Below are 21531 nucleotides of genomic sequence, written 5' to 3' on the forward strand. Positions count from 1 at the left end.
CAATCTGCCGCACCTGCTGCGACCGGCAAGAGGGCTAAAGCACATTATTTAAATAAAACAGTTCATTACATTAACAGACCCAAAGGGGTTTGACTTAGCCAACCCGGCTCATTATTTTAACTTTTCCCCAACATCCACCCGTGACTGGACTGCAGACTCTCAAGGAACCTTCAATGATCTTCTCCCTAGCCCGATGCCGAGCACTGTTGCTGGCAGCGGTCCCGCTCGTTGCCGGATTGGGGCAAGCCCAAGCCGACAGCCTGGCCCCCTGCTACCTGGACGGGCTAAATGAACAGGTAGAGTGTGGCAGCCTGACCCTGCCGGAGGATTACAGCCAGCCGAAAGGCCGCACGATTGAGGTGCATTTTGCCCGTATCCCCGCCATCAAGCAGATCCCCGGCATGGCCCCGCTGCTGGCGATCACCGGAGGCCCGGGGCAGTCAGCCCTCAATGACGCCGCACTGTTTGAGAAGGTGTTCAGCCGAATCCGTCAGAAACGCGACCTGATTTTGATAGATCAACGGGGAACCGGACGCTCCAACCTGCTCAACTGCGACGCCCACCTGTTCGGCAGTCCCCTGTCCGCCAATGACGAAACCCTGGACTATGAGCGGCTGCTCAGCCAGTGCCTGAGCACCATGGACGCCGACGTACGCCATTATGACAGCCTCACCGCCCTCGAAGACTTTGAACAGGTACGAGCGCACCTGGGAATAAGTCAGTGGCACCTTTATGGCATCTCCTACGGCACCCGTATGGCTCAGCTCTATATGCGTCATCACCCCCAAGCGGTTGAGACCGTCACCCTGGATGGCGTGGTGCCTATGGACCAGCCTGTGGTCACCATCAGCGATGCGGTGGCCAGAGCCAGCGCTCAGCTGTTCGAAGAGTGCCGCCAGGACCCACACTGCCATCGACAGTTTGGTGACCTCGGGCAAAAACTGGAGACCACCCTGGGCAGACTGGCGGACACTCCGGCTGAACTGCAGGTGATCGATCCCCTCAGCGCTGCGCCCACCACCTTTCTGGTGACCCCGGCCAAGCTGCAGAGTGCCGTTCGCATGGCTCTGTACTCCCCCTCCAGCCGGGCCCTGATTCCCTTTACCATCGATCAGGCGTGGAGAGGCAACTTCCAACCCCTGCTGGGAATGCAGATGACCTCGGAAGAGGATGGGTTTGGCATCGCCCTGGGCATGCATCTGTCGGTGATTTGCGCCGAAGATCACCCCAGGCTCACGCCGGATGAGGCCCAGCGCCTGTCCGACGCCTCCCTGACCGGGAAGAATATGGTCAAGCTGTTCGCCACCGCCTGCTCGCTGTGGCAGATGCCTGCGGCAGCCACAGAGTTCGGTGAGCCCCTGACCAGTGAGATCCCCACCCTGCTGCTCTCAGGTGAAAAAGACCCCGCCACTCCCCCCTCCTGGGGCATCAAGGCACAAGCGGGTCTGAGCAACAGCCTCCACCTCATTGCGCCTTACGCCACCCATGGCGTGGCCTTCCAGAGCTGCGCACCCAGGATCATCCAGGCCTTCATCGACTCTGGCTCGATAGAAAACCTGGAAACAGACTGCCTGAAGATGGACACCCGCAGAGCCTTTTATCTCAATGCCAACGGCGTCGAGCCGGTGACGAGGTTGAAATGATTGAAGTACAAGAATTGAAAAAGCGCATCGGCGATGTTCAGGCGCTGAATGGACTCAGTTTCAAAGCTGAAGATGGCCAGATCACCGGCCTGCTGGGCCCCAATGGCGCAGGTAAAACCACGGCACTGCGCACCCTGTTTGGCCTGCTTAAGGCGGACGAAGGCCGGGCACTGGTCAATGGAATGGATGTGCAAAGTCAGATGCTGGAGACCAAGCGTCAATTGGGGCTGTTTCCCGATCCTTTCGGCCTCTATGAGCGTCTGACTCCCCGGGAATACATCCACTACTTCGCCACCATGAACGGCATGTCCAAACAGGAAGCCATCCAGGCCACCGACGAGGTGCTGGTCAAGATGCACATGCAGGAGATCGCCGACCGTCGCTGCAAAGGCTTCTCCCAGGGACAAAGGATGAAAACCGCCCTGGCCCAGGCCATAGTCCATAGGCCTAACAACATCATCCTGGACGAGCCCTCCCGCGGCCTGGACGTAATGAGTACCCGCATCCTGCGCCAGACTCTCAGCGATCTGCGCGACCAGGGCCACTGCGTGCTCTTCTCCAGCCATGTGATGCAGGAGGTCGCCGCCCTGTGCGACCAGGTGATTGTCATCGCCAAGGGCAAACTGGTGGCTCAGGGCAGTCCAGAGGAGTTGTGTCGGCTTACAGGCCAAAGCTCACTGGAGGAGGCCTTTATCCAGCTGATAGGCACAGATGAGGGGATAGCGGCATGATCTCTCGTATTCTCACCATCCTTATCAAGGAGCTCAAAGACGGCATTCGCGACCGCCGCTCAGTAATGGCGGCCATGTCCTATGCCCTGACCACTCCGCTGGTGTTTGCCGGGATCTTCATGATCACCATCAGTGACATCTCAGAAAAAGAGGAGATCGCCATCAGCATAGAGGGCACCGAGTCCGCCCCTGACCTGGTGAGGTTTCTTGGCGCTGTCGGAATTGTCGGCGACAGTCAGGACCCCCTGGCCATCACCCTGACTATTTCCCCTGACTATGGGTTACAGATGAGTCGGGGCGAGCCGGCCGAAGTGATCCTGACTGCCGATGCCTCTCGGAAGGAGCTGAGCCAGCCCCTGAGTCAAATCAAGCGGGTCATCCACGCCTACTCCGATGAGATGGCGGCCCTCAGATTGGTGGCAAGAGGCATCAATCCCAGGGTGATCGAACCTGTAGATCTGGTGTTTCACGATAGGGCCACCAATGAGTCCAAAGCCAGCCTGATCATGGGGGCGGTGCTGCTCTCTATTATGCTGTCGCTGTTTATCTCCGGCATGAACCTGGCCATCGACACCAGCGCCGGGGAACGAGAGCGTAACTCTCTGGCATTGCTGTTGTGTCAGCCTGTCTCCACTCTGGAGATTGTGCTGGCTAAAGGGCTGGCCGTTACCGGCTTTGCCTTGTTCGGATTGCTGCTGACCATGGTGGTGTCGGTGCTGGTGTTTGCCCAGGTTCCCTGGCACGAGCTGGGCTTCAGCCTGAAATTCACCCCGGCCATCGCTGGCTTGATCATCATCATCTGCCTGCCCATCGCCCTGTTTGCCGCGACAACCCAGCTGTTCTTCTCCTTTTTTGCCAAGTCCTTTAAGGAGGCTCAGTCCTACCTGACGCTGATGCTGTTCATACCCATGGCATTGATCATGTTGCCTACCTTCGAGATCTTTGGGGATGTGCTGAAGTGGCTGCCCATCTCCGGGCAACAGCTGGCGATCACCGAGATGCTCAAGGGTCAAACCCTGCCAGCGACCGAGCTTGCCGTCAGCACCTTGACCACCCTGGCCTTAACCCTGTTGCTGATCTGGGCAAATGCCAGAGCACTGAAGAGTGAGAAAGTGGTGTTCGCGCTCTAAGGAAAGGACAAACTAAAAGAGGGACGCCGTGGCGTCCCTCTTGGGTTTTTACCGGTTTGTTTACCCCTGTTGCGCCATCAACGCCAGAGTCTCCTCTCTGGAGGGAATGGAGCTTTGAGCGCCCAAGCGGGTGACCGACAGGGCCGCTGCCGCCTGACCAAACTGAAGCGCCTCATCCACAGACTGCCCCTCAAGCAGCGCAGTCACAAAGCCGCCGTTGAAGGTATCCCCCGCCGCCGTGGTATCCACAGCATCCACCTTGTATCCGGGCACCAGCTGTTGGCGCCCCTGATGGCTGAGCCACACCCCCCGTTTACCCAGGGTGATGATCACCATCTCGATGCCAAACTTGTCGTGGAGGCAATGGGCCGCCTCGGCCGCAGACTCGTCGCTGACCACCGCAATACCGGTGAGCTGCTCCGCCTCGGTCTCATTGGGTGTGATGATGTCTACATTGGTCAGCAGCGCGTCCGGCAGCGGTTTGGCTGGGGCCGGGTTGAGCACCACCTTGGTCCCTGCGGCCTTGGCAAGACGAGCCGCTTCGACCAGGCTGTCTATAGGAGTCTCCAGTTGAATCAGCAGCAGGTCGGCGCCCTCCACGGCCTTTTGATGAGACCGAACCCGTTCCACGGACAGGGCTCCATTGGCCCCCGGCCAGATGCCGATGTTGTTCTCGCCCTGAGCATTCACATAGATCATCGCCATGCCGGTGGCTTCACCAGACACCCTGTCTATCGATGAGGTGTCCATACCATCTTGAGCAAACCCCAGCTTCATCTGTTCACCGATGGCGTCCTCTCCGATGCACCCCACCATACTCACCTGGGCACCCAGTCGAGCAGCGGCAACCGCCTGGTTGGCCCCCTTACCCCCTGGCACAGTCTGATAGTTGTCTGCCTCTAAGGTCTGACCAGGCCGGGGGAACTCGGTCACCTGCAACAGGTGATCCACATTGATGCTACCCAGAACGGTGAGCTTCGCCATCTAATGCTCCTGAATTAAGGTTGTCCGACAATACGCATGCCGGTTATTGATGCGACCAATAGTAGATCAGCTTAGAGCAACCATAAAGCGGCAAAATATTCTTCTTCATAACCACCAAGTCTCCACCCGACCCGACAGTACAAAAGTCGCACCAATTAAAAAAAACGAAACATTCATCTGTGAATGGGCACCTTTTTGCCACCTTTGTCAGCTCAAAAATCATACAAACACAATATTAGATACGAGAGATATTCGTATCTGAAATTCCGGTACTGTAATTCACTTTTTAAATCTGGGCTAACATCGTTAGCCCCTAATAAATATGGGCATTTTATATCCGTAATTCGACAGATTTTCGGTCAAAATGAAGCTAATTTTTTTCGCTAAAGCATGATTATTTGTGCATAATTCCGCATTATTTGAGATGGAATGTGAATAGATATTTCACCAATGTGATCAAGATCACTTTTGGCGTAATTTAGCAACAAAAACCACACAGGAATACGTTAAAGTTGAGGCGCAATTTAAAATAAAAAATGGGTCTAACTGATGAATTACATTCCAAAGATGAAAGCGATTTCGCTGTCTAATTCTCCCCCCCCTACTTGAACATCATGTAACTCAAGCTCTACTGAAAAACATATTTAACCCTGAGTTCAGCCCTTAAAAAGGGTTGATGAATTACTGATCGGAAGTAAACGCAATGTTAAAGAAATCAACCGTTGCAATCGCCTTGGCCACCCTTCTCGGTGCAGGTTCAGTTCACGCTGTAACCTTGGATCAAAATGGCGATGGGGACTACCTGCGCTTCTACGGCGAGGTAGGCGTTGGGGGTCACATTGACACCAATCCAGACTACAACCACGACGAATTTTACGACACCAAAGGCTACGTCGATGACAGCTTCGCCACCATGGGCGTAACAGGTCAGCGTAAGCAATTCACCTACCGCCTCGAGCTCGACTACCAGCGCCGCAACTGGCTGGGTGGCGACGGTGAATTCGAACTGGCCATCGACAAGATGTACATCGGCTACGCCTTCACCGACCAGCAATGGATCGAAGTGGGTCTGACCGATACCGCGTTCGACGACTACGACCACTTCGGTGACTTCACCTTCAACAAGTCCGTTGAAACCGGTGAAGCGGGCGACCAGGAAAACACCGTTAAGTACCAGGCTGAGTTTGATCACCTGATCTTCGGCGCTTCCTACACCTACGAAGGCGAGCACAAGAGCGGCGCCCTTCAGGGTGACATCGTTAACGGCTACTTCGGCTGGATGTCCGACTTCCTCTCCGTAGTAGTAGGCCTGGAAGCCCGCGGTGGCTCCGATGGCATCTCCAAGTACGGTGAGCAGCAGCAGGTTGGCCTGGGCGTACGCCTGCAGGTCATGCCCAAGCTGGCTCTGGGCTTCAACGGCTTCCTGGAAGACGAAGACCTGGCGACCCGCAAGAGCGGCGACGTATACCTGGGTTATGAGACCTTCCGCAACTACGGCCTGACCCTGACCTCCAAGTACGACCTCGCCGACAGATGGGAAATCATCGCCTCTGCCAACCACGAGGAGTACGAAGGCTGGGATCTGATTGGCCCGAACTTCGACTACAGCGAGCAACCACCCGAGTACGGCAAAGACCGTCGCTGGGGCAGCATCGGCTTCAACTACCGCCCAGCCAAAGACATCGTTCTGTCTCTGGAAGGTCGTTTCGGTGAAGCGCCTGAAGCTGGCTACGCCTACGCGCGCATGTACTTCTAGTCCTAGTTCGAATCCAATATTTTTATAGAGTTTGCTATGAAGAAAAGTATCCTCTCGCTGGCCATTGCCAGCACCATCAGCATGGGCGCACACGCCGCCGTTGAAGATCTGCTGATCACCGAAATGACCCAAAGTGCCGATGGCAGTGTGGGCGCTGTTGAGATCACCAACACCCACGCCACCGACTCTTTTACCTTTACCGATGATGTCGCTGCCTACCAGCGCTCCAGCGGCAAGTATGACAACGAACTGCTGAACGCTGAGGCCAAGCCTCTGCTGACTGGCCAGACTCTGGCCGCTGGTGCCTCTCTGGTAATCGTCAACAGCCGTTCCACCGACGAGTTCCAGAACGCTATTGCTGCCAAAGGCGCCACCGTGGTGGTTTCCACCTACGACAGCAGCAACAAGTACAACAACTTGTACCTGAACAGCGATGATGGCTTCTTCCTGAAAAACGGTGATGACGTTATCGATCGTGTTGGCCTGAAGGACGACAACAGCAAGTGGGCACCTAACACCACTCTGCGCCGTAAGCTGGCCGCCGATGGCAGCGCTCCTGCCCAAGCAGCCACCTATGATGCCTCCCTGTGGCAGAACATCATGCCCATGCGGCTCGACACTCTGGGCCAGCCAAACCTGCCTGCCGCTGATGCCGAAGACATCATGGACATCTTCACCTGTCCGTCTGACAAGAGTGAGCTGACCTCCATCGGCGCCATTCAGGGCACAGGTTTCGTTTCTCCCTATGCTGGCGAAAAGGTTGCTGTAGAGGGTGTTATCACCGCTAAGGTCTCTGTACCTGAAACCGGCTTCTACCTGCGCGACCTCTCCTCCAACAACGATAACGATCCCATGACCTCGGACGGTATCTTCGTTAAGAGCGGCGCAGCGAAAGATCTGCAAGTTGGCCAGACCATCTGTATGGGCAGTGAAGTCACCGAGTTTGATGGCCAGACTCAACTGACTGCCGATACCGCGTTCAGCTGGAACGTAACTGATACCAACATCACCCCAACCAGCGTTACAGACATTGTGGTTCTGCCAGAGGACAACGGTTCCTTCGATAAGACCCTGGAACGCTACGAAGGTATGCTGGTTAAGCTGACCGAAGACCTGGATCCCAACACCGATGGGTACCAGGACATGCGTATTTCGCGCAGCTTCAGCTACAACTACCTGCCCTCTCCTCACGGGCGTAACAACATGGTTGCGGCCTACACCCGTCCTAACGTACAGCCCAATCACCTGTATGTTGCCGGCAGCCCAGAGTCCAAAGCTGCAGCAGCGGAAAACGATGACTTCCGTCTGGTTATCGAAAGTGCCGAGGTGGCCCGCAACAACGAGCTGTCCTACTACGCTGGCTTCAACAGTGACCCTCACGCCAACTACATCCGCATCGATGACAGTGTCATCGGCATGGAGGGTGTGATCAGCCAGTACAAGACCGCTCTGGACAACGCCACCGGCGAGTATGAGCAGGACTACAGCCTGACCGTAACCAACCAGCTGACCAGCGACAACTTCATCCACAATCTGCCCCGTACCAAGAGCCCTGCTCTGGGTCAAGAGGTAGAGAAGGATCACTTCGCTATCCGCGTAGCCAGTCAGAACCTGTTTAACTTCTTCAACTCCCCATTCGGCGGCGACAACAACAACTTCGGTCAGAGCCGCGGTGCCGAGACCTACGATGAGTTTATCCATCAACGTACCAAGCTGGTTGAAGCTATCCGCTCTCTGGATGCCGATGTACTGGCCCTGATGGAGATGGAAAACAACGGCTTTGGCGAAAACAGCGCCATTGCCGAGATGGTCAATCAGGTGAACATCAAGTATGTGGATGAGCGTGCCCGCGACTACAACGGTCCGACCTCCACTGAAAACCGCTACGTGTTCGTAGGCTTTGACCACAACGGCAACCAGATTCTGGACGAACTGGACGCCATCGGTGCCGACGCCATCGCCACCGGTATCATGTACCGCCCCAGCAAGATGAGCATTGAGCGTACCCGCGTACTGCCCATGCCTCAGCAGAAAGCGCCCACCATCGTTAACGACAACGGCGAAGTGATTAAGGACCAGTACGATGAGATTCTGGAAAATGGCCAGAACTACCACCGTGATGCCCTGATCGTCACCTTTGTGGTTAACCAGACCGGTAAGCGCCTGACCCTGGCGGTTAACCACCTCAAGTCCAAGGGCTCTACCTGCTTTGAAGACTGGCAAGGTGTTGAGTTCGGTGACGCCACCGAGTGGAACAACCGTGAAGCACCCGACCTGGATCGTCAGGGCTCCTGCTCCGAATTCCGTGTAGCCGGTGCGGTACACCTGGGTGAAGAGATGGAAGAGGTTCCCGGTGACAAGATCATCCTGGGTGACCTGAACGCCTACGGTAAGGAAGATCCACTGCTGGTTCTGACTGAAAACCCACGCAACAAGACTCTGGTAACTGCCAGCCACACCTTCGTCGGCACCAAGCCTCAGTTCAATGAGAGCGGCGCCCCTGCGACCATCACCAAAACCTATGGTTATGTTGATATTGTTGGCAAGTACTTCGAGAAGAAGGACAAGACTCCCTGGAGCTTCTCCTTTAACGATGAAGTGGGTTCCCTCGACCACATCCTGATCTCCCCCTCTCTGGAAGATCGCGTGATCGATGCGACCGACTGGCACATCAATGCCGCCGAATCCAACCTGTACGACTACAAAAACCAGTACAAGGGAACCATCGACGGTAACGGTGCGCACAAGTTCTACAAAGACGACATCTATCGCTCTTCTGACCACGATCCTGCGCTGATCACTCTGAGCTACATGCCCGGTGAAGCCGACCCAGGTCACGCCCTGGTTCTGCCCAAGCTGAGAAAGCTGGCCAAGGTGCCTTACCAGGTTCCTGTTGCCGCTGACGCTCTGAAAGGCGACGTAGCCACCATCAAGCTGAGCCCTGCCGACGACGAAGCCAACCTGGACCTGCGCCAGCTGGTAGAGCCGAACGTGGTGCTGACTGAAGATGGTCAAGCTCTGGTGACCTTCGAAGTCTTCGGTGCCCCATCCGCTCGCTACAACGCCACCGTAGCTCTGGAGCGCGACGGCAAGGTAGTAGCCGGTTCCAGCAAGACTCTGAAGATCGACATCACCAGCCGTGACTCCCTGGTTGCGGACATCGTTGAAGAGGAAGGCGACGGTTCCGGCGGCAGCACTGGCTTCATCAGCATGCTGTCCCTGTTCGGTCTGGCCGCTCTGCGCCGCCGTCTTCGCAAATAAGAGTTGATCTCCACTTCGAAGCGCCTGTCCCAAGGCAGGCGCTTCAGGTCATGGAATTTAGAGAGATAAGACTATGACGATTAAATTGAACGCAGTTGCTGCGGCCACTGCTTTGGTTCTGGGCACCCTGTCCACAGCCGCAAACGCGAATCTGCTGATCACCGAGTACATCGAAGGCAGCAGCAACAACAAAGCACTGGAAATCTCCAACGTAGGCAGCAGCGCCATCAATCTGAATGACGCGGACTACAAGGTACGTCGCTATAACAATGGCGGTACCGACGCTGGCGCCACTGAAACTCTGACCGGAGTTCTGGCTGCGGGTGAGAGCATTGTTTTCCATAACGGCAGCGCCACTGATGACTTTAAGAAGGGCACCGAGTCCACCATTACCTACTTTAACGGTGATGACACTCTGGTACTGACCAAAGATGACGTGGTAATTGACCGCTTTGGCAAACTGGGGGAAGATCCTGGCTCTGCCTGGACCGACCCTAACAATGCCGAGTTTTCCTCTGCCAACAAGACCCTGCGCCGTAAGGCCAGTGTGACTGTCGGCGACACTGACGCTACTGCCACCTTCCCTAGCCCAGGTGACCAGTGGGCAGTATTTGACACCGACACCTCTGATGGCCTTGGCTGTCCAGGTGAAGGTGCATGTAGCTCTGAAGCCACCCCTGGTGTATTGCTGATCACCGAGTACGTTGAAGGCAGCAGCAGCAACAAAGCCGTTGAGATCTCTAACGTGGGTGGCACCGCCCTCGACCTGGATGCCAACGTCTACAAGCTGACTCTGTTTGGCAACGGCAGCACCGATCCCGGCAACACCGAAACTCTGACCGGCATCCTGGAGCCAGGCAAGAGCATTGTATTCCACAATGCCAGCGCAGCCGATGAGTTCAAAGTAGGTACTGAATCAACTGTAACCTACTTCAACGGTGACGACGCCCTGGTCCTGACCAAAGACGACGTGGTAATCGATCGCTTCGGGAAACGTGGTGAAGACCCAGGTTCCGCCTGGACTGATGCAAATGACTCCAACTTCTCCACCGCTAACAAAACTCTGCGCCGTAAGGCCAGCGTAACTGCGGGCGATACTGTCGCCGAAGCTGATTTCCCCGGCACCGACAACCAGTGGCTGGTCTTCGATCAGGATACTTCCGATGGCCTGGGCTGTGCCGGCGAAACCGCTTGTGGCTCCGAGCCCGTAGATCCAGAGCCAACAGATCCATGCACTGGCTGTGAAACTCTGACTCCGGTTGCCGATCCTAAGACTTTCAACGCCGACGAGTACTACTCCAACGCGCTGAATGGCGAGTTTAAGACTCCTGAAGAGCTTAAAAACGCCCTGTCCACCATCATTGCAACCGGCCATAAGCAGCTGAGCTACAAGCAGGTTTGGACTGCACTGACCTACGCGGATCAGGATCCCAGCAACGACAAGAACGTTATTGAGATCTATACCGGCGCCTCCATCTCCAAGCACGACAACCAGACCAGTGGCAGTGGCACTGGCAAGTGGAATCGCGAACACGTTTGGGCCAAGAGCCACGGCTTCCCCAGCGAGTCTCAGTGGGGTTACACCGATGCTCACCACCTGCGCCCTGCGGATCCTGGCATCAACACCAAGCGCAGCAACAACGACTTCGGTGAGTGCAGCGATTCCGGCACAGAAGTCGACTTCAATGGTCAAGGTACAGGCAACTACCTGGATACCACCATCGACTGCTGGGAACCTCGCGACGAGGTGAAAGGTGATGTGGCCCGAATGATCATGTATATGGATACCCGTTACCAAGGGACCGATACTGCCACTACCGGCATGCCTGACCTTGTGGCTGTAGATCGTCTGACCACATCAGACGAGGACGATCAGCCGCTGATCGGTACACTTTGCACTCTGTACGCATGGAACACTGCCGATCCAGTTGATGCCTACGAGCAGAACCGCAACGACGAGGTCTACAAGTATCAAGGCAACCGTAACCCCTTCATCGACCGTCCTGAGTTGGTGAAAGAGGTATACGGCGCGGCCTGTGGCGACGGCACTCCTGCTCTGGTGGTAGAGGGTGAAATCACCTCTCCTGAGAGCGTGACTGAAGGTTCTGCCTACACCCTGGATGCCTCTGCCATCACTGCAGGTGAAGGCAAGACCCTGACCTTCAAGTGGGAGCAGGTTACCGGCGAAGAGAAGACCGTGGTTGGTAACGAGGCGGTACTGTCTCTGACCGCACCTGAGGTTAAGGCTGACACCACTCTGAAGTTCGTTCTGACCATCAGCGACGGGACTCTGGAAACGTCCGAAGAAGTTAACCTGCCAGTGACCAACGTACCTCTGACTCTGGACATCACCTTCGACGGCAACACCAAGCTGACCGAAGGTGACAGCACCAGCATCACTGCCACTGTAGCCGACGCTCCTGAGGGCCTGACCTACAGCTGGAAGCAGGTGTCCGGTGCCACTGCCGAGTTCACTGCCAACGGCCTGAAGCTTGACGTTACCTCTCCTCAGGTAGACATCAACCAGGCTCTGGTGTTCGAGCTGACTGCCAGCAACGACGATGAAAGCTACAAGACCACTGTTAGCATCGACGTTCAGAACACCGAAGAATCTGGCTGGAGAGAGCCCGATGGCGCCGGTAGCTTCGGCGGTCTGATGACCCTGCTGCTGCCCCTGATGTGGCTGCGTCGTCGCAAGTCCTAATCAGTTGAGCTGATGAAAAGCAGCACCGAGAGCACTCTGGGTGCTGCTTTTTTTAATTGAACAAGCGTTGCTTTCCCTCTCAATCCGGACACCCGACTCCCCTCCTGATGGGAGCTCTGGCCCCAGAGTCAAAGCGACGCTGTACATCAAAGCGAAGGATTATCATGAATCGTTCACTCCGTCCTTCTACCCTGCTTCTCACCGGCTCAGCCATCGCTCTTGCGTTAGCGCTTAGCGGCTGTGGTAAGAAGAAGGTGGAAGAGGCTCCTAAGGTGACCGCATCAGCCGCCTGCATAGCCGCCGGTGATGACTGTAAGCGCTTCACCCTGCTCCATACCAATGACCACCACGGCCGTTTCTGGCACAGCAAACGAGGTGAATACGGTATGGCGGCTCGGAAAACCGTCATCGACGAGATCCGTAAAGAGGTCGCCGATTACGGCGGGCAGGTACTGCTGCTCTCCGGTGGCGACATCAACACTGGTGTACCTGAGTCCGATCTCCAGGATGCTGAGCCCGACTTTATCGGCATGAACCATCTCGGTTATGACGCCATGGCCGTGGGTAACCATGAGTTCGACAACCCGACGACCGTTGTAGACAAACAGCGAGACTGGTCCAAGTTCCCCTGGTTGTCGGCCAACATCTATCGCCAGGTTGACGGTGAGTGGCAGCTCTACTTCGAGCCCTACAAGCTGTTTGAGGTCCAGGGCCTGAAACTGGCAGTTGTGGGCCTGACCACAGAGCAGACCGCCGAAATTGGCAACCCTGAGTATGTACAGGACCTGAAATTCACCTCTCCCCAGGCAGAGATGAAGAAAGTCCTGGCACAGCTCGAAGAGCAGCACCATCCAGATCTGGTGTTCGGCCTCACTCACATGGGTCACTATGAAAATGGCGACCACGGCAGTAACGCGCCGGGTGATGTTGCTCTGGCTCAAAGCCTTGAACCCGGCCAGGTTCAAGCGATCATTGGTGGTCACTCCCAACTGCCTGTGTGCATGGAGGGGGAGACCGGTGAGTACGTTGAAGACTATGGTCGCGATGAAGCGTGCAAACCCGATCGCAAAAATGGCACCTGGATCATGCAGGCCTATGAGTGGGGTAAATACGTAGGCCGAGCCGATTTCGAATACTATGGTGGTGAACTTCACCTGGCAAACTACCAGTTGGTTCCGGTCAACACCGAAACCAAGTTCGGCTCCATGTATCCGTTTCAGATGCTGACCCCCAGAGACCCCGAAACTCTCGAGCTGCTGCGCCCTTATCAAAATAAAGGCCAGTTGAAGCTGAAGGAGAAGATCGGTGTCGCCGAGGAGGACTTCATTGGCAAGCGCAGAGTCGTGCGTTATCAGGCAACCCCTCTGGGGATCATGATAGCCCACGCCCAGACTCAGCTTCCGGTGCCGGCCGACTTTGGCATCATGAACTCTGGCGGCATTCGTACCACCATCGAAAAAGGCCCCATCCGCTATCGCGATGTGCTGAAGGTACAGCCGTTTGCCAACAGCGTGACTGTGACCGAGATGAACGGTACTGAGCTAAAGAAGTATCTGTCCAAGGTAGCTACCAAGACACGAGGCTCCGGCGGCTTCCCCCACTTCAGCGGCATTAAGATGACCGTTGACTGTGTCGCCAAAGAGGTGGATATCAAGTCTATTGGTGGCCGGCCTTTCAACCTGGCTGACACCTACAGGTTTACCCTCCCCAGCTACAACGCGTCGGGCGGTAACAAGTATCCCAAGCTCAAACAAGCCCGCAACACCGGCTTTGTCGATGCTGACATGCTTTATCAGTTCATCAAGGAGCAGGGCAACCTGAACCCGATGGACTACAACAGGGCGAAAGATGTTAAGTACACCAACTCCAGAAGCCCATACGGCTGCGGTGGTTAATCCTTATCATCAGTTAGGATTAGTCCGCAAACGCAGCTGACATGTTAGACCCAAAAAGCAAAGCCCAACCTAGGTTGGGCTTTTTTATTCCTGAAGGAGAGTATTACTCTTTCTCTCCTCTCTCCTGCTGCAGCTCTTTCACCACAATCTGGATGGCCTCGGCCATAGACAGCCCTTCGGCCGTCAGTGCCTGAATTCGCTCCACTGCCTGCTGCTGCTCTTCATGGGTCAACCCCAACAGTTCGGACATACTCACCTCCCGTAAAATAAGAAGCGCATTCTACCCTGCTACAGCACCTTCACAAAGCCCTGAAGCCCTTAAGGCGACTCATCATGGTCATCTGCGTCTAGATGCTCTCTCAATGGCCCTGACAGCCTTATACCCTGGCTAGCTGAACTCTTCTGGGGCTCAACATCATCTCGAGCTTATGCGCCCTCCCCTAACACCGTCATGCCAGCAAAGCCGTTATTCGGTGACTTTGGTTTTGAAGAGACGCAAGAAAGCCACTGGACCCTGGCGTGCACCAGGGAGACGATTGTGCGTATGGTGAGGGGAGTGCTTCGTATCTTCCCTTAAATGCAGCTGCAGATTCGCAGGGAGTCTGATTCCAACCTAATGCGGTTCCCCCTAACACTGTCATGCCGGCGAACGCCGGTATCCAGAGTCTTTGGTTTTAATGGACGAAAGAAAGCCACTGGACCCTGGCATGCGCCAGGGAGACGATTGTGCGTAGGGGGCGGGGAGTGCTTCGTAGCTGCCTTTATTAGCAGCCGCAGGTTCACAGGGAGTCTAACTCCAACCTAATGCGGCTCCCCCCAGCACAGTCATGCCGGCACATGCAGGTATACAGAGTCTTTGGTTTTTAAGGGGCTAAGGAAAGCCACTGGCCCCTGGCGTGCGCCAGGGAGACGATTGTGCGTGTGGCACGGGGAGTGCTTCGTTGCTGTGGCCGGAAAGGTTGGCTAGTAATGTGCTGCCTTGCCTTGGCACCTAGGCCCCTTAGCCATCCCGCTTGAACCGTCAGTACGCTCGGTGCCCTTTCATTACGACACCGCCTCCCCCAGCACGGTCGTGCCGGCGCACGCCGGTATCCAGAGTCTTTGATTTAAGGGACGAAAGAAAGCCGCTGGACCCTGGCGTGCGCCAGGGAGACGATTGTGCGTATGAGGCGGGGAGCGCTCCGTTGCCCTGATCGAGCAGCCTGGAAGTTCTAAACAGCACAAACGAAAAAAGCCTGAGCGTTAGCTCAGGCTTCTTCGAAAATGTTGGCGGGCGAGTGAGGACCGATGCACAGCATCGCAGCCGAGGGAGGTGGAGCCATGGATGGCGACAGGGCAAGGCTTCAGGGATGAATTTTCCGCACTGATTATCAATTTAGGCGCGACAGGGACGCCGAGCCGGGGGATTCACCAGGGACGGGTTCCACCATCAAAGGAACGATTAACTCCCAGCGCCCTAAAAAGCGACTCGGGTAGTCCACTCCGGTCTCGTCACTTTTTCAAACCTCAGAAACGACAAAACCCAGCGCAAGGCTGGGTTTTATCCAAATAGTTGGCGGAGTGATGGGACTCAACGCGTATGGCCAGTGGGGGGCGCCTAGCTCCGCGACCAATCTGCGCAGCAGATTCTGGGAGCGGATAAACGAAAAAAGCCTGAGCGTTAGCTCAGGCTTCTTCGAAAATGTTGGCGGAGTGGACGGGACTCGAACCCGCGACCCCCGGCGTGACAGGCCGGTATTCTAACCAACTGAACTACCACTCCGCCGAATTTTATGCCTGACGCAAGAGACTGATTAGCGCTCTCACATCAAGGAATTGGTGCCTGACGATGACCTACTCTCACATGGGAACTCCCACACTACCATCGGCGCTACTGTGTTTCACTGCTGAGTTCGGCATGGGATCAGGTGGGACCACAGCGCTATGGTCGTCAGACAAAATTTTGTAGGAACAAAGTTTACGCACTTCAGTGCGCCCGAAGGGTCAAGTACATGGACGTACTTGATACAATTCGTTCCTTAATCTGGGCAAGCTGTTTCTCGTTTGCATTCTCGCAAGCGCTTTTCTATCTGGGATTTCAAAACCCATTGGGTGTTGTATGGTTAAGCCTCACGGGTCATTAGTACAGGTTAGCTCAACGCCTCACAACGCTTACACACCCTGCCTATCAACGTCCTAGTCTTGGACGGCCCTTTAGAGACCTTAAAGGTCTAGTGAGAACTCATCTTGAGGCTCGCTTCCCGCTTAGATGCTTTCAGCGGTTATCGATTCCGAACTTAGCTACCCGGCAATGCCACTGGCGTGACAACCGGAACACCAGAGGTTCGTCCACTCCGGTCCTCTCGTACTAGGAGCAGCCCCTCTCAATTCTCAAACGCCCACGGCAGATAGGGACCGAACTGTCTCACGACGTTCTGAACCCAGCTCGCGTACCACTTTAAATGGCGAACAGCCATACCCTTGGGACCGACTTCAGCCCCAGGATGTGATGAGCCGACATCGAGGTGCCAAACACCGCCGTCGATATGAACTCTTGGGCGGTATCAGCCTGTTATCCCCGGAGTACCTTTTATCCGTTGAGCGATGGCCCTTCCATGCAGAACCACCGGATCACTATGACCTACTTTCGTACCTGCTCGACGTGTCTGTCTCGCAGTTAAGCTGGCTTATGCCATTGCACTAACCGTATGATGTCCGACCATACTTAGCCAACCTTCGTGCTCCTCCGTTACTCTTTGGGAGGAGACCGCCCCAGTCAAACTACCCACCAGGCACTGTCCCTAACCCCGATTCAGGGGCCCAGGTTAGAACATCAACACTACAAGGGTGGTATTTCAAGGACGGCTCCACATCATCTAGCGACAATGCTTCAAAGCCTCCCACCTATCCTACACATGTAGGGTCAATGTTCAGTGCCAAGCTGTAGTAAAGGTTCACGGGGTCTTTCCGTCTAGCCGCGGGTATACGGCATCTTCACCGCAAATTCAATTTCACTGAGTCTCGGGTGGAGACAGCGTGGCCATCATTACGCCATTCGTGCAGGTCGGAACTTACCCGACAAGGAATTTCGCTACCTTAGGACCGTTATAGTTACGGCCGCCGTTTACCGGGGCTTCGATCAAGAGCTTCTTCCGAAGAATAACCCCATCAATTAACCTTCCGGCACCGGGCAGGCGTCACACCGTATACGTCCACTTACGTGTTTGCACAGTGCTGTGTTTTTGATAAACAGTTGCAGCCACCTGGTATCTGCGACTGCCGACAGCTTAAGGAGCAAGTCCCATCACCGTCAGCAGCGTACCTTCTCCCGAAGTTACGGTACCATTTTGCCTAGTTCCTTCACCCGAGTTCTCTCAAGCGCCTTGGTATTCTCTACCTGACCACCAGTGTTGGTTTGGGGTACGATTCCTTCTTACCTGAAGCTTAGAAGTTTTTCCTGGAAGCATGGCATCAACCACTTCAGTGCCGTAGCACCTCGTCATCAGCTCTCAGCGTAATGTGTACCCGGATTTGCCTAAGTACACCGCCTACAACCTTAAACGCACATCCGATAGTGCGCTGGCCTAGCCTTCTCCGTCACTCCATCGCAGTAAGAAGAAGTACGGGAATATTAACCCGTTTCCCATCGACTACGCCTTTCGGCCTCGCCTTAGGGGTCGACTCACCCTGCCCCGATTAACGTTGGACAGGAACCCTTGGTCTTCCGGCGAGCGGGTTTTTCACCCGCTTTAACGTTACTCATGTCAGCATTCGCACTTCTGATACGTCCAGCATGCCTCTCGACACACCTTCAACCGCTTACAGAACGCTCCTCTACCATGCACAACAAGTGTGCATCCGCAGCTTCGGTGTCTAGTTTAGCCCCGTTACATCTTCCGCGCAGACCGACTCGACCAGTGAGCTATTACGCTTTCTTTAAATGATGGCTGCTTCTAAGCCAACATCCTGGCTGTCTGAGCCTTTCCACATCGTTTCCCACTTAACTAGAACTTTGGGACCTTAGCTGGCGGTCTGGGTTGTTTCCCTCTCCACGACGGACGTTAGCACCCGCCGTGTGTCTCCCGTAATTGCACTCATTGGTATTCGGAGTTTGCAAAGGGTTGGTAAGTCGGGATGACCCCCTAGCCTTAACAGTGCTCTACCCCCAATGGTGAGATACGAGGCGCTACCTAAATAGCTTTCGAGGAGAACCAGCTATCTCCCGGTTTGATTGGCCTTTCACCCCTACCCACAAGTCATCCGCTAATTTTGCAACATTAGTCGGTTCGGTCCTCCAGTTGGTGTTACCCAACCTTCAACCTGCCCATGGGTAGATCACCGGGTTTCGGGTCTACACCTTGCAACTCATTCGCCCAGTTAAGACTCGGTTTCCCTACGGCTCCCCTATTCGGTTAACCTTGCTACAAAATGTAAGTCGCTGACCCATTATACAAAAGGTACGCAGTCACCCCGAAGGGCTCCCACTGCTTGTACGTACACGGTTTCAGGTTCTATTTCACTCCCCTCACAGGGGTTCTTTTCGCCTTTCCCTCACGGTACTGGTTCACTATCGGTCAGTCAGGAGTATTTAGCCTTGGAGGATGGTCCCCCCATGTTCAGACAAGATATCACGTGTCCCGTCCTACTCGATTTCACACAAAGTTAGTTTTCGTGTACGGGGCTATCACCCTGTATCGCGCTACTTTCCAGAAGCTTCCACTAACACCCTCTGTGCTTAAGGGCTAATCCCCGTTCGCTCGCCGCTACTTAGGGAATCTCAATTGATTTCTTTTCCTCAGGGTACTTAGATGTTTCAGTTCCCCTGGTTCGCTCTGTACACCTATGTATTCAGTGCACAGTGACCGCTTATGCGGCCGGGTTTCCCCATTCGGAAATCGGTGACTCAAATGGCTCTTACTGCCTCATCACCGCTTATCGCAAGTTAGTACGTCCTTCATCGCCTCTGACTGCCTAGGCATCCACCGTGTACGCTTAGTTACTTAACCATACAACCCCAATAGGTCTTTTCTGCTGGGTCTTTGTCGCTTATGCGTCGTTGAAATCCTCACTCACTCGGTTATGTGGATGAACCACACGCCCTCGCTCGTTCGGCTTTCGCCTCACCTAAGCACCAAATTCCTGCGCAGAAACTACTGAAGCTGCTTAATACGATTAAACAACCAATACGTTAATCTATCGCCAGATATTCAAGGCACTTGCAAAAATTGCAAATATCTCGAGAAATTATCAGCTTGTCCAAATTGTTAAAGAGCATGCTTATTCAGGCCGAGGCCCAAAAAAGCCAAAGGTAAATACTGGTATTTAGCTTTGGCTTCTTGCCAGATATTGAGTTTCAAAGGAGAAGTGGTGGAGCTAAGCAGGATCGAACTGCTGACCTCCTGCGTGCAAAGCAGGCGCTCTCCCAGCTGAGCTATAGCCCCATCATGGTTCTCGATGCCCAATCTAAAGGGAAAGATTGGTGGGTCTGAGTAGACTTGAACTACCGACCTCACGCTTATCAGGCGTGCGCTCTAACCAGCTGAGCTACAGACCCATCGAAACTCTTAATCTTTCGTCAGACAATCTGTGTGAACACTCAACGCAAAACCGTATCTATTTCGTAAGGAGGTGATCCAGCCCCAGGTTCCCCTAGGGCTACCTTGTTACGACTTCACCCCAGTCATGAACCACACCGTGGTCATCGCCCTCCCGAAGGTTAAGCTAATGACTTCTGGTGCAGCCCACTCCCATGGTGTGACGGGCGGTGTGTACAAGGCCCGGGAACGTATTCACCGTGACATTCTGATTCACGATTACTAGCGATTCCGACTTCATGGAGTCGAGTTGCAGACTCCAATCCGGACTACGACCGGCTTTATGGGATTGGCTGACTCTCGCGAGCTCGCAACCCTTTGTACCGACCATTGTAGCACGTGTGTAGCCCATCCCGTAAGGGCCATGATGACTTGACGTCGTCCCCACCTTCCTCCGGTTTATCACCGGCAGTCTCCCTAGAGTTCCCACCATTACGTGCTGGCAACTAAGGACAAGGGTTGCGCTCGTTGCGGGACTTAACCCAACATTTCACAACACGAGCTGACGACAGCCATGCAGCACCTGTCTCACGGTTCCCGAAGGCACACTTCGATCTCTCAAAGCTTCCGTGGATGTCAAGGGATGGTAAGGTTCTTCGCGTTGCATCGAATTAAACCACATGCTCCACCGCTTGTGCGGGCCCCCGTCAATTCATTTGAGTTTTAACCTTGCGGCCGTACTCCCCAGGCGGTCTATTTAATGCGTTAGCTTTGGAACCCACGCCTCAAGGGCACAGACTCCTAATAGACATCGTTTACAGCGTGGACTACCAGGGTATCTAATCCTGTTTGCTCCCCACGCTTTCGCATCTGAGCGTCAGTCTTTGTCCAGGAGGCCGCCTTCGCCACTGGTATTCCTTCAGATCTCTACGCATTTCACCGCTACACCTGAAATTCTACCTCCCTCTACAAGACTCTAGTCTGCCAGTTCGAAATGCAGTTCCCAGGTTAAGCCCGGGGCTTTCACATCTCGCTTAACAGACCGCCTGCATGCGCTTTACGCCCAGTAATTCCGATTAACGCTCGCACCCTCCGTATTACCGCGGCTGCTGGCACGGAGTTAGCCGGTGCTTCTTCTGCGAGTAACGTCACAGCTAACGGGTATTAACCGTTAACCTTTCCTCCTCGCTGAAAGTACTTTACAACCCGAAGGCCTTCTTCATACACGCGGCATGGCTGCATCAGGCTTGCGCCCATTGTGCAATATTCCCCACTGCTGCCTCCCGTAGGAGTCTGGACCGTGTCTCAGTTCCAGTGTGGCTGATCATCCTCTCAAACCAGCTAGAGATCGTCGCCATGGTGAGCCATTACCTCACCATCTAGCTAATCTCACTTAGGCTTATCCAATCGCGAAAGGTGCCGAAGCATCCCCCTCTTTCCCCCGTAGGGCGTATGCGGTATTAGCAGTCGTTTCCAACTGTTGTCCCCCTCGACTGGGCAAATTCCTAAGCATTACTCACCCGTCCGCCGCTCGACGCCCAACAAATCATCCGAAGAATCTTTGTTGTCGTTTCCGCTCGACTTGCATGTGTTAGGCCTGCCGCCAGCGTTCAATCTGAGCCATGATCAAACTCTTCAATTAAAAAGTTTTTTTGGAATCCGAAAATTCCGACTCAATGAATTACTGAATTAACTTGTTATAGTCACTCAGTGCAACATTGATATATGAGATATCAATCCTGCGCGAGTGCCCACACAGATTGTCTGACTAATTGTTAAAGAGCGTGTCTCTCATCGAGACAGGAGGCGCATTCTACGCGACTCTCCGTGGCGGTCAAGGGCTAATTCGCTGCCTTGGCGCCGAGTGTCGAAGTTTTGCTCAGCGTCCGTTTTCCTTCCGCTTTGCCCCGTCGA

9 protein-coding genes, 3 tRNA genes and 3 rRNA genes are annotated in these 21531 nt (G+C 54.7%); 7 read left to right on the forward strand and 8 right to left on the reverse strand.

Annotated features, from left to right (window positions below; all coding sequences use genetic code 11):
* Positions 1 to 173: 173 nt before the first annotated feature.
* From QUE41_RS13610 to QUE41_RS13620, 3 genes are read left to right on the forward strand one after another with little or no spacing between them, the layout of a single operon-like run.
* On the forward strand, positions 174 to 1643 hold the full coding sequence (locus tag QUE41_RS13610) for an alpha/beta hydrolase (protein ID WP_286339568.1): 1470 nt from the start codon (positions 174 to 176) through the stop codon (positions 1641 to 1643).
* Complete coding sequence (locus tag QUE41_RS13615) at positions 1640 to 2374, forward strand: ABC transporter ATP-binding protein (protein WP_286339569.1); 735 nt, start codon at positions 1640 to 1642, stop codon at positions 2372 to 2374. The genes QUE41_RS13610 and QUE41_RS13615 overlap by 4 nt, the downstream gene beginning before the upstream one ends.
* The gene (locus QUE41_RS13620; RefSeq protein ID WP_353506851.1) at positions 2371 to 3504 is read left to right on the forward strand and encodes an ABC transporter permease; all 1134 of its coding nucleotides are present in this window, start codon (positions 2371 to 2373) and stop codon (positions 3502 to 3504) included. Before QUE41_RS13615 ends, QUE41_RS13620 begins: the two co-directional genes overlap by 4 nt.
* Positions 3505 to 3564: 60 nt before the next feature.
* On the opposite strand, the gene rbsK is transcribed toward QUE41_RS13620, so the two are convergent.
* On the reverse strand, positions 3565 to 4488 hold the full coding sequence (gene rbsK / locus QUE41_RS13625; protein WP_286339570.1) for a ribokinase: 924 nt from the start codon (positions 4486 to 4488) through the stop codon (positions 3565 to 3567).
* A 775-nt stretch (positions 4489 to 5263) separates the two neighbouring features.
* Between rbsK and QUE41_RS13630 the strand changes: the two genes are divergently transcribed.
* The 4 genes from QUE41_RS13630 (at position 5264) to ushA (ending at position 14104) form a co-directional block, all read left to right on the forward strand.
* A complete protein-coding gene (locus QUE41_RS13630) occupies positions 5264 to 6244 on the forward strand; it encodes a porin (protein WP_286339571.1) in 981 nt (326 codons plus the stop codon).
* A gap of 36 nt (positions 6245 to 6280) precedes the next feature.
* Complete coding sequence (locus QUE41_RS13635) at positions 6281 to 9505, forward strand: ExeM/NucH family extracellular endonuclease (protein ID WP_286339572.1); 3225 nt, start codon at positions 6281 to 6283, stop codon at positions 9503 to 9505.
* A gap of 73 nt (positions 9506 to 9578) precedes the next feature.
* Positions 9579 to 12209, forward strand: a complete 2631-nt coding sequence (locus tag QUE41_RS13640; RefSeq protein ID WP_286339573.1) for an endonuclease — start codon at positions 9579 to 9581, stop codon at positions 12207 to 12209.
* A gap of 164 nt (positions 12210 to 12373) precedes the next feature.
* Positions 12374 to 14104, forward strand: coding sequence for a bifunctional UDP-sugar hydrolase/5'-nucleotidase UshA (ushA, locus tag QUE41_RS13645; protein ID WP_286339574.1), 1731 nt, complete (start codon positions 12374 to 12376; stop codon positions 14102 to 14104).
* 103 nt (positions 14105 to 14207) lie between these two features.
* On the opposite strand, the gene QUE41_RS13650 is transcribed toward ushA, so the two are convergent.
* The 7 genes from QUE41_RS13650 to QUE41_RS13680 all read right to left on the reverse strand — a co-directional run bounded on the left by QUE41_RS13650 (position 14208) and on the right by QUE41_RS13680 (position 21259).
* Positions 14208 to 14354 carry a YoaH family protein gene (locus tag QUE41_RS13650; protein WP_286339575.1) on the reverse strand — a complete coding sequence of 49 codons (147 nt, stop codon included), beginning with the start codon at positions 14352 to 14354 and terminating at the stop codon, positions 14208 to 14210.
* A 1435-nt stretch (positions 14355 to 15789) separates the two neighbouring features.
* Positions 15790 to 15866 (reverse strand) — tRNA-Asp (locus QUE41_RS13655).
* Between the two features lie 58 nt (positions 15867 to 15924).
* A 5S ribosomal RNA gene (gene rrf / locus QUE41_RS13660) occupies positions 15925 to 16039 on the reverse strand.
* Between the two features lie 163 nt (positions 16040 to 16202).
* Positions 16203 to 19089: ribosomal RNA gene (locus tag QUE41_RS13665) — 23S ribosomal RNA — on the reverse strand.
* Positions 19090 to 19448: 359 nt separating this feature from the next.
* Positions 19449 to 19524: transfer RNA gene (locus tag QUE41_RS13670), tRNA-Ala, on the reverse strand.
* A 36-nt stretch (positions 19525 to 19560) separates the two neighbouring features.
* Positions 19561 to 19637: transfer RNA gene (locus tag QUE41_RS13675), tRNA-Ile, on the reverse strand.
* A gap of 67 nt (positions 19638 to 19704) precedes the next feature.
* Positions 19705 to 21259 (reverse strand): 16S ribosomal RNA (locus QUE41_RS13680).
* Together the 16S, 23S and 5S rRNA genes with 3 tRNA genes alongside form the textbook arrangement of a ribosomal RNA operon.
* Positions 21260 to 21531 lie beyond the last annotated feature (272 nt).

The sequence above is a fragment of the Ferrimonas sp. YFM genome, from assembly GCF_030296015.1.
In the GTDB taxonomy this organism is placed as follows: domain Bacteria; phylum Pseudomonadota; class Gammaproteobacteria; order Enterobacterales; family Shewanellaceae; genus Ferrimonas.

What these genes read in the sequence shown, in the direction of transcription:
- QUE41_RS13640 (WP_286339573.1), top strand. Translation starts at nt 9,579, where the DNA reads ATGACGATTAAATTGAACGCAGTTGCTGCGGCCACTGCTTTGGTTCTG.
- ushA (WP_286339574.1), top strand. Translation starts at nt 12,374, where the DNA reads ATGAATCGTTCACTCCGTCCTTCTACCCTGCTTCTCACCGGCTCAGCC.
- QUE41_RS13610 (WP_286339568.1), top strand. Translation starts at nt 174, where the DNA reads ATGATCTTCTCCCTAGCCCGATGCCGAGCACTGTTGCTGGCAGCGGTC.
- QUE41_RS13650 (WP_286339575.1), bottom strand. Translation starts at nt 14,354, where the DNA reads ATGTCCGAACTGTTGGGGTTGACCCATGAAGAGCAGCAGCAGGCAGTG.
- QUE41_RS13615 (WP_286339569.1), top strand. Translation starts at nt 1,640, where the DNA reads ATGATTGAAGTACAAGAATTGAAAAAGCGCATCGGCGATGTTCAGGCG.
- QUE41_RS13635 (WP_286339572.1), top strand. Translation starts at nt 6,281, where the DNA reads ATGAAGAAAAGTATCCTCTCGCTGGCCATTGCCAGCACCATCAGCATG.
- rbsK (WP_286339570.1), bottom strand. Translation starts at nt 4,488, where the DNA reads ATGGCGAAGCTCACCGTTCTGGGTAGCATCAATGTGGATCACCTGTTG.
- QUE41_RS13620 (WP_353506851.1), top strand. Translation starts at nt 2,371, where the DNA reads ATGATCTCTCGTATTCTCACCATCCTTATCAAGGAGCTCAAAGACGGC.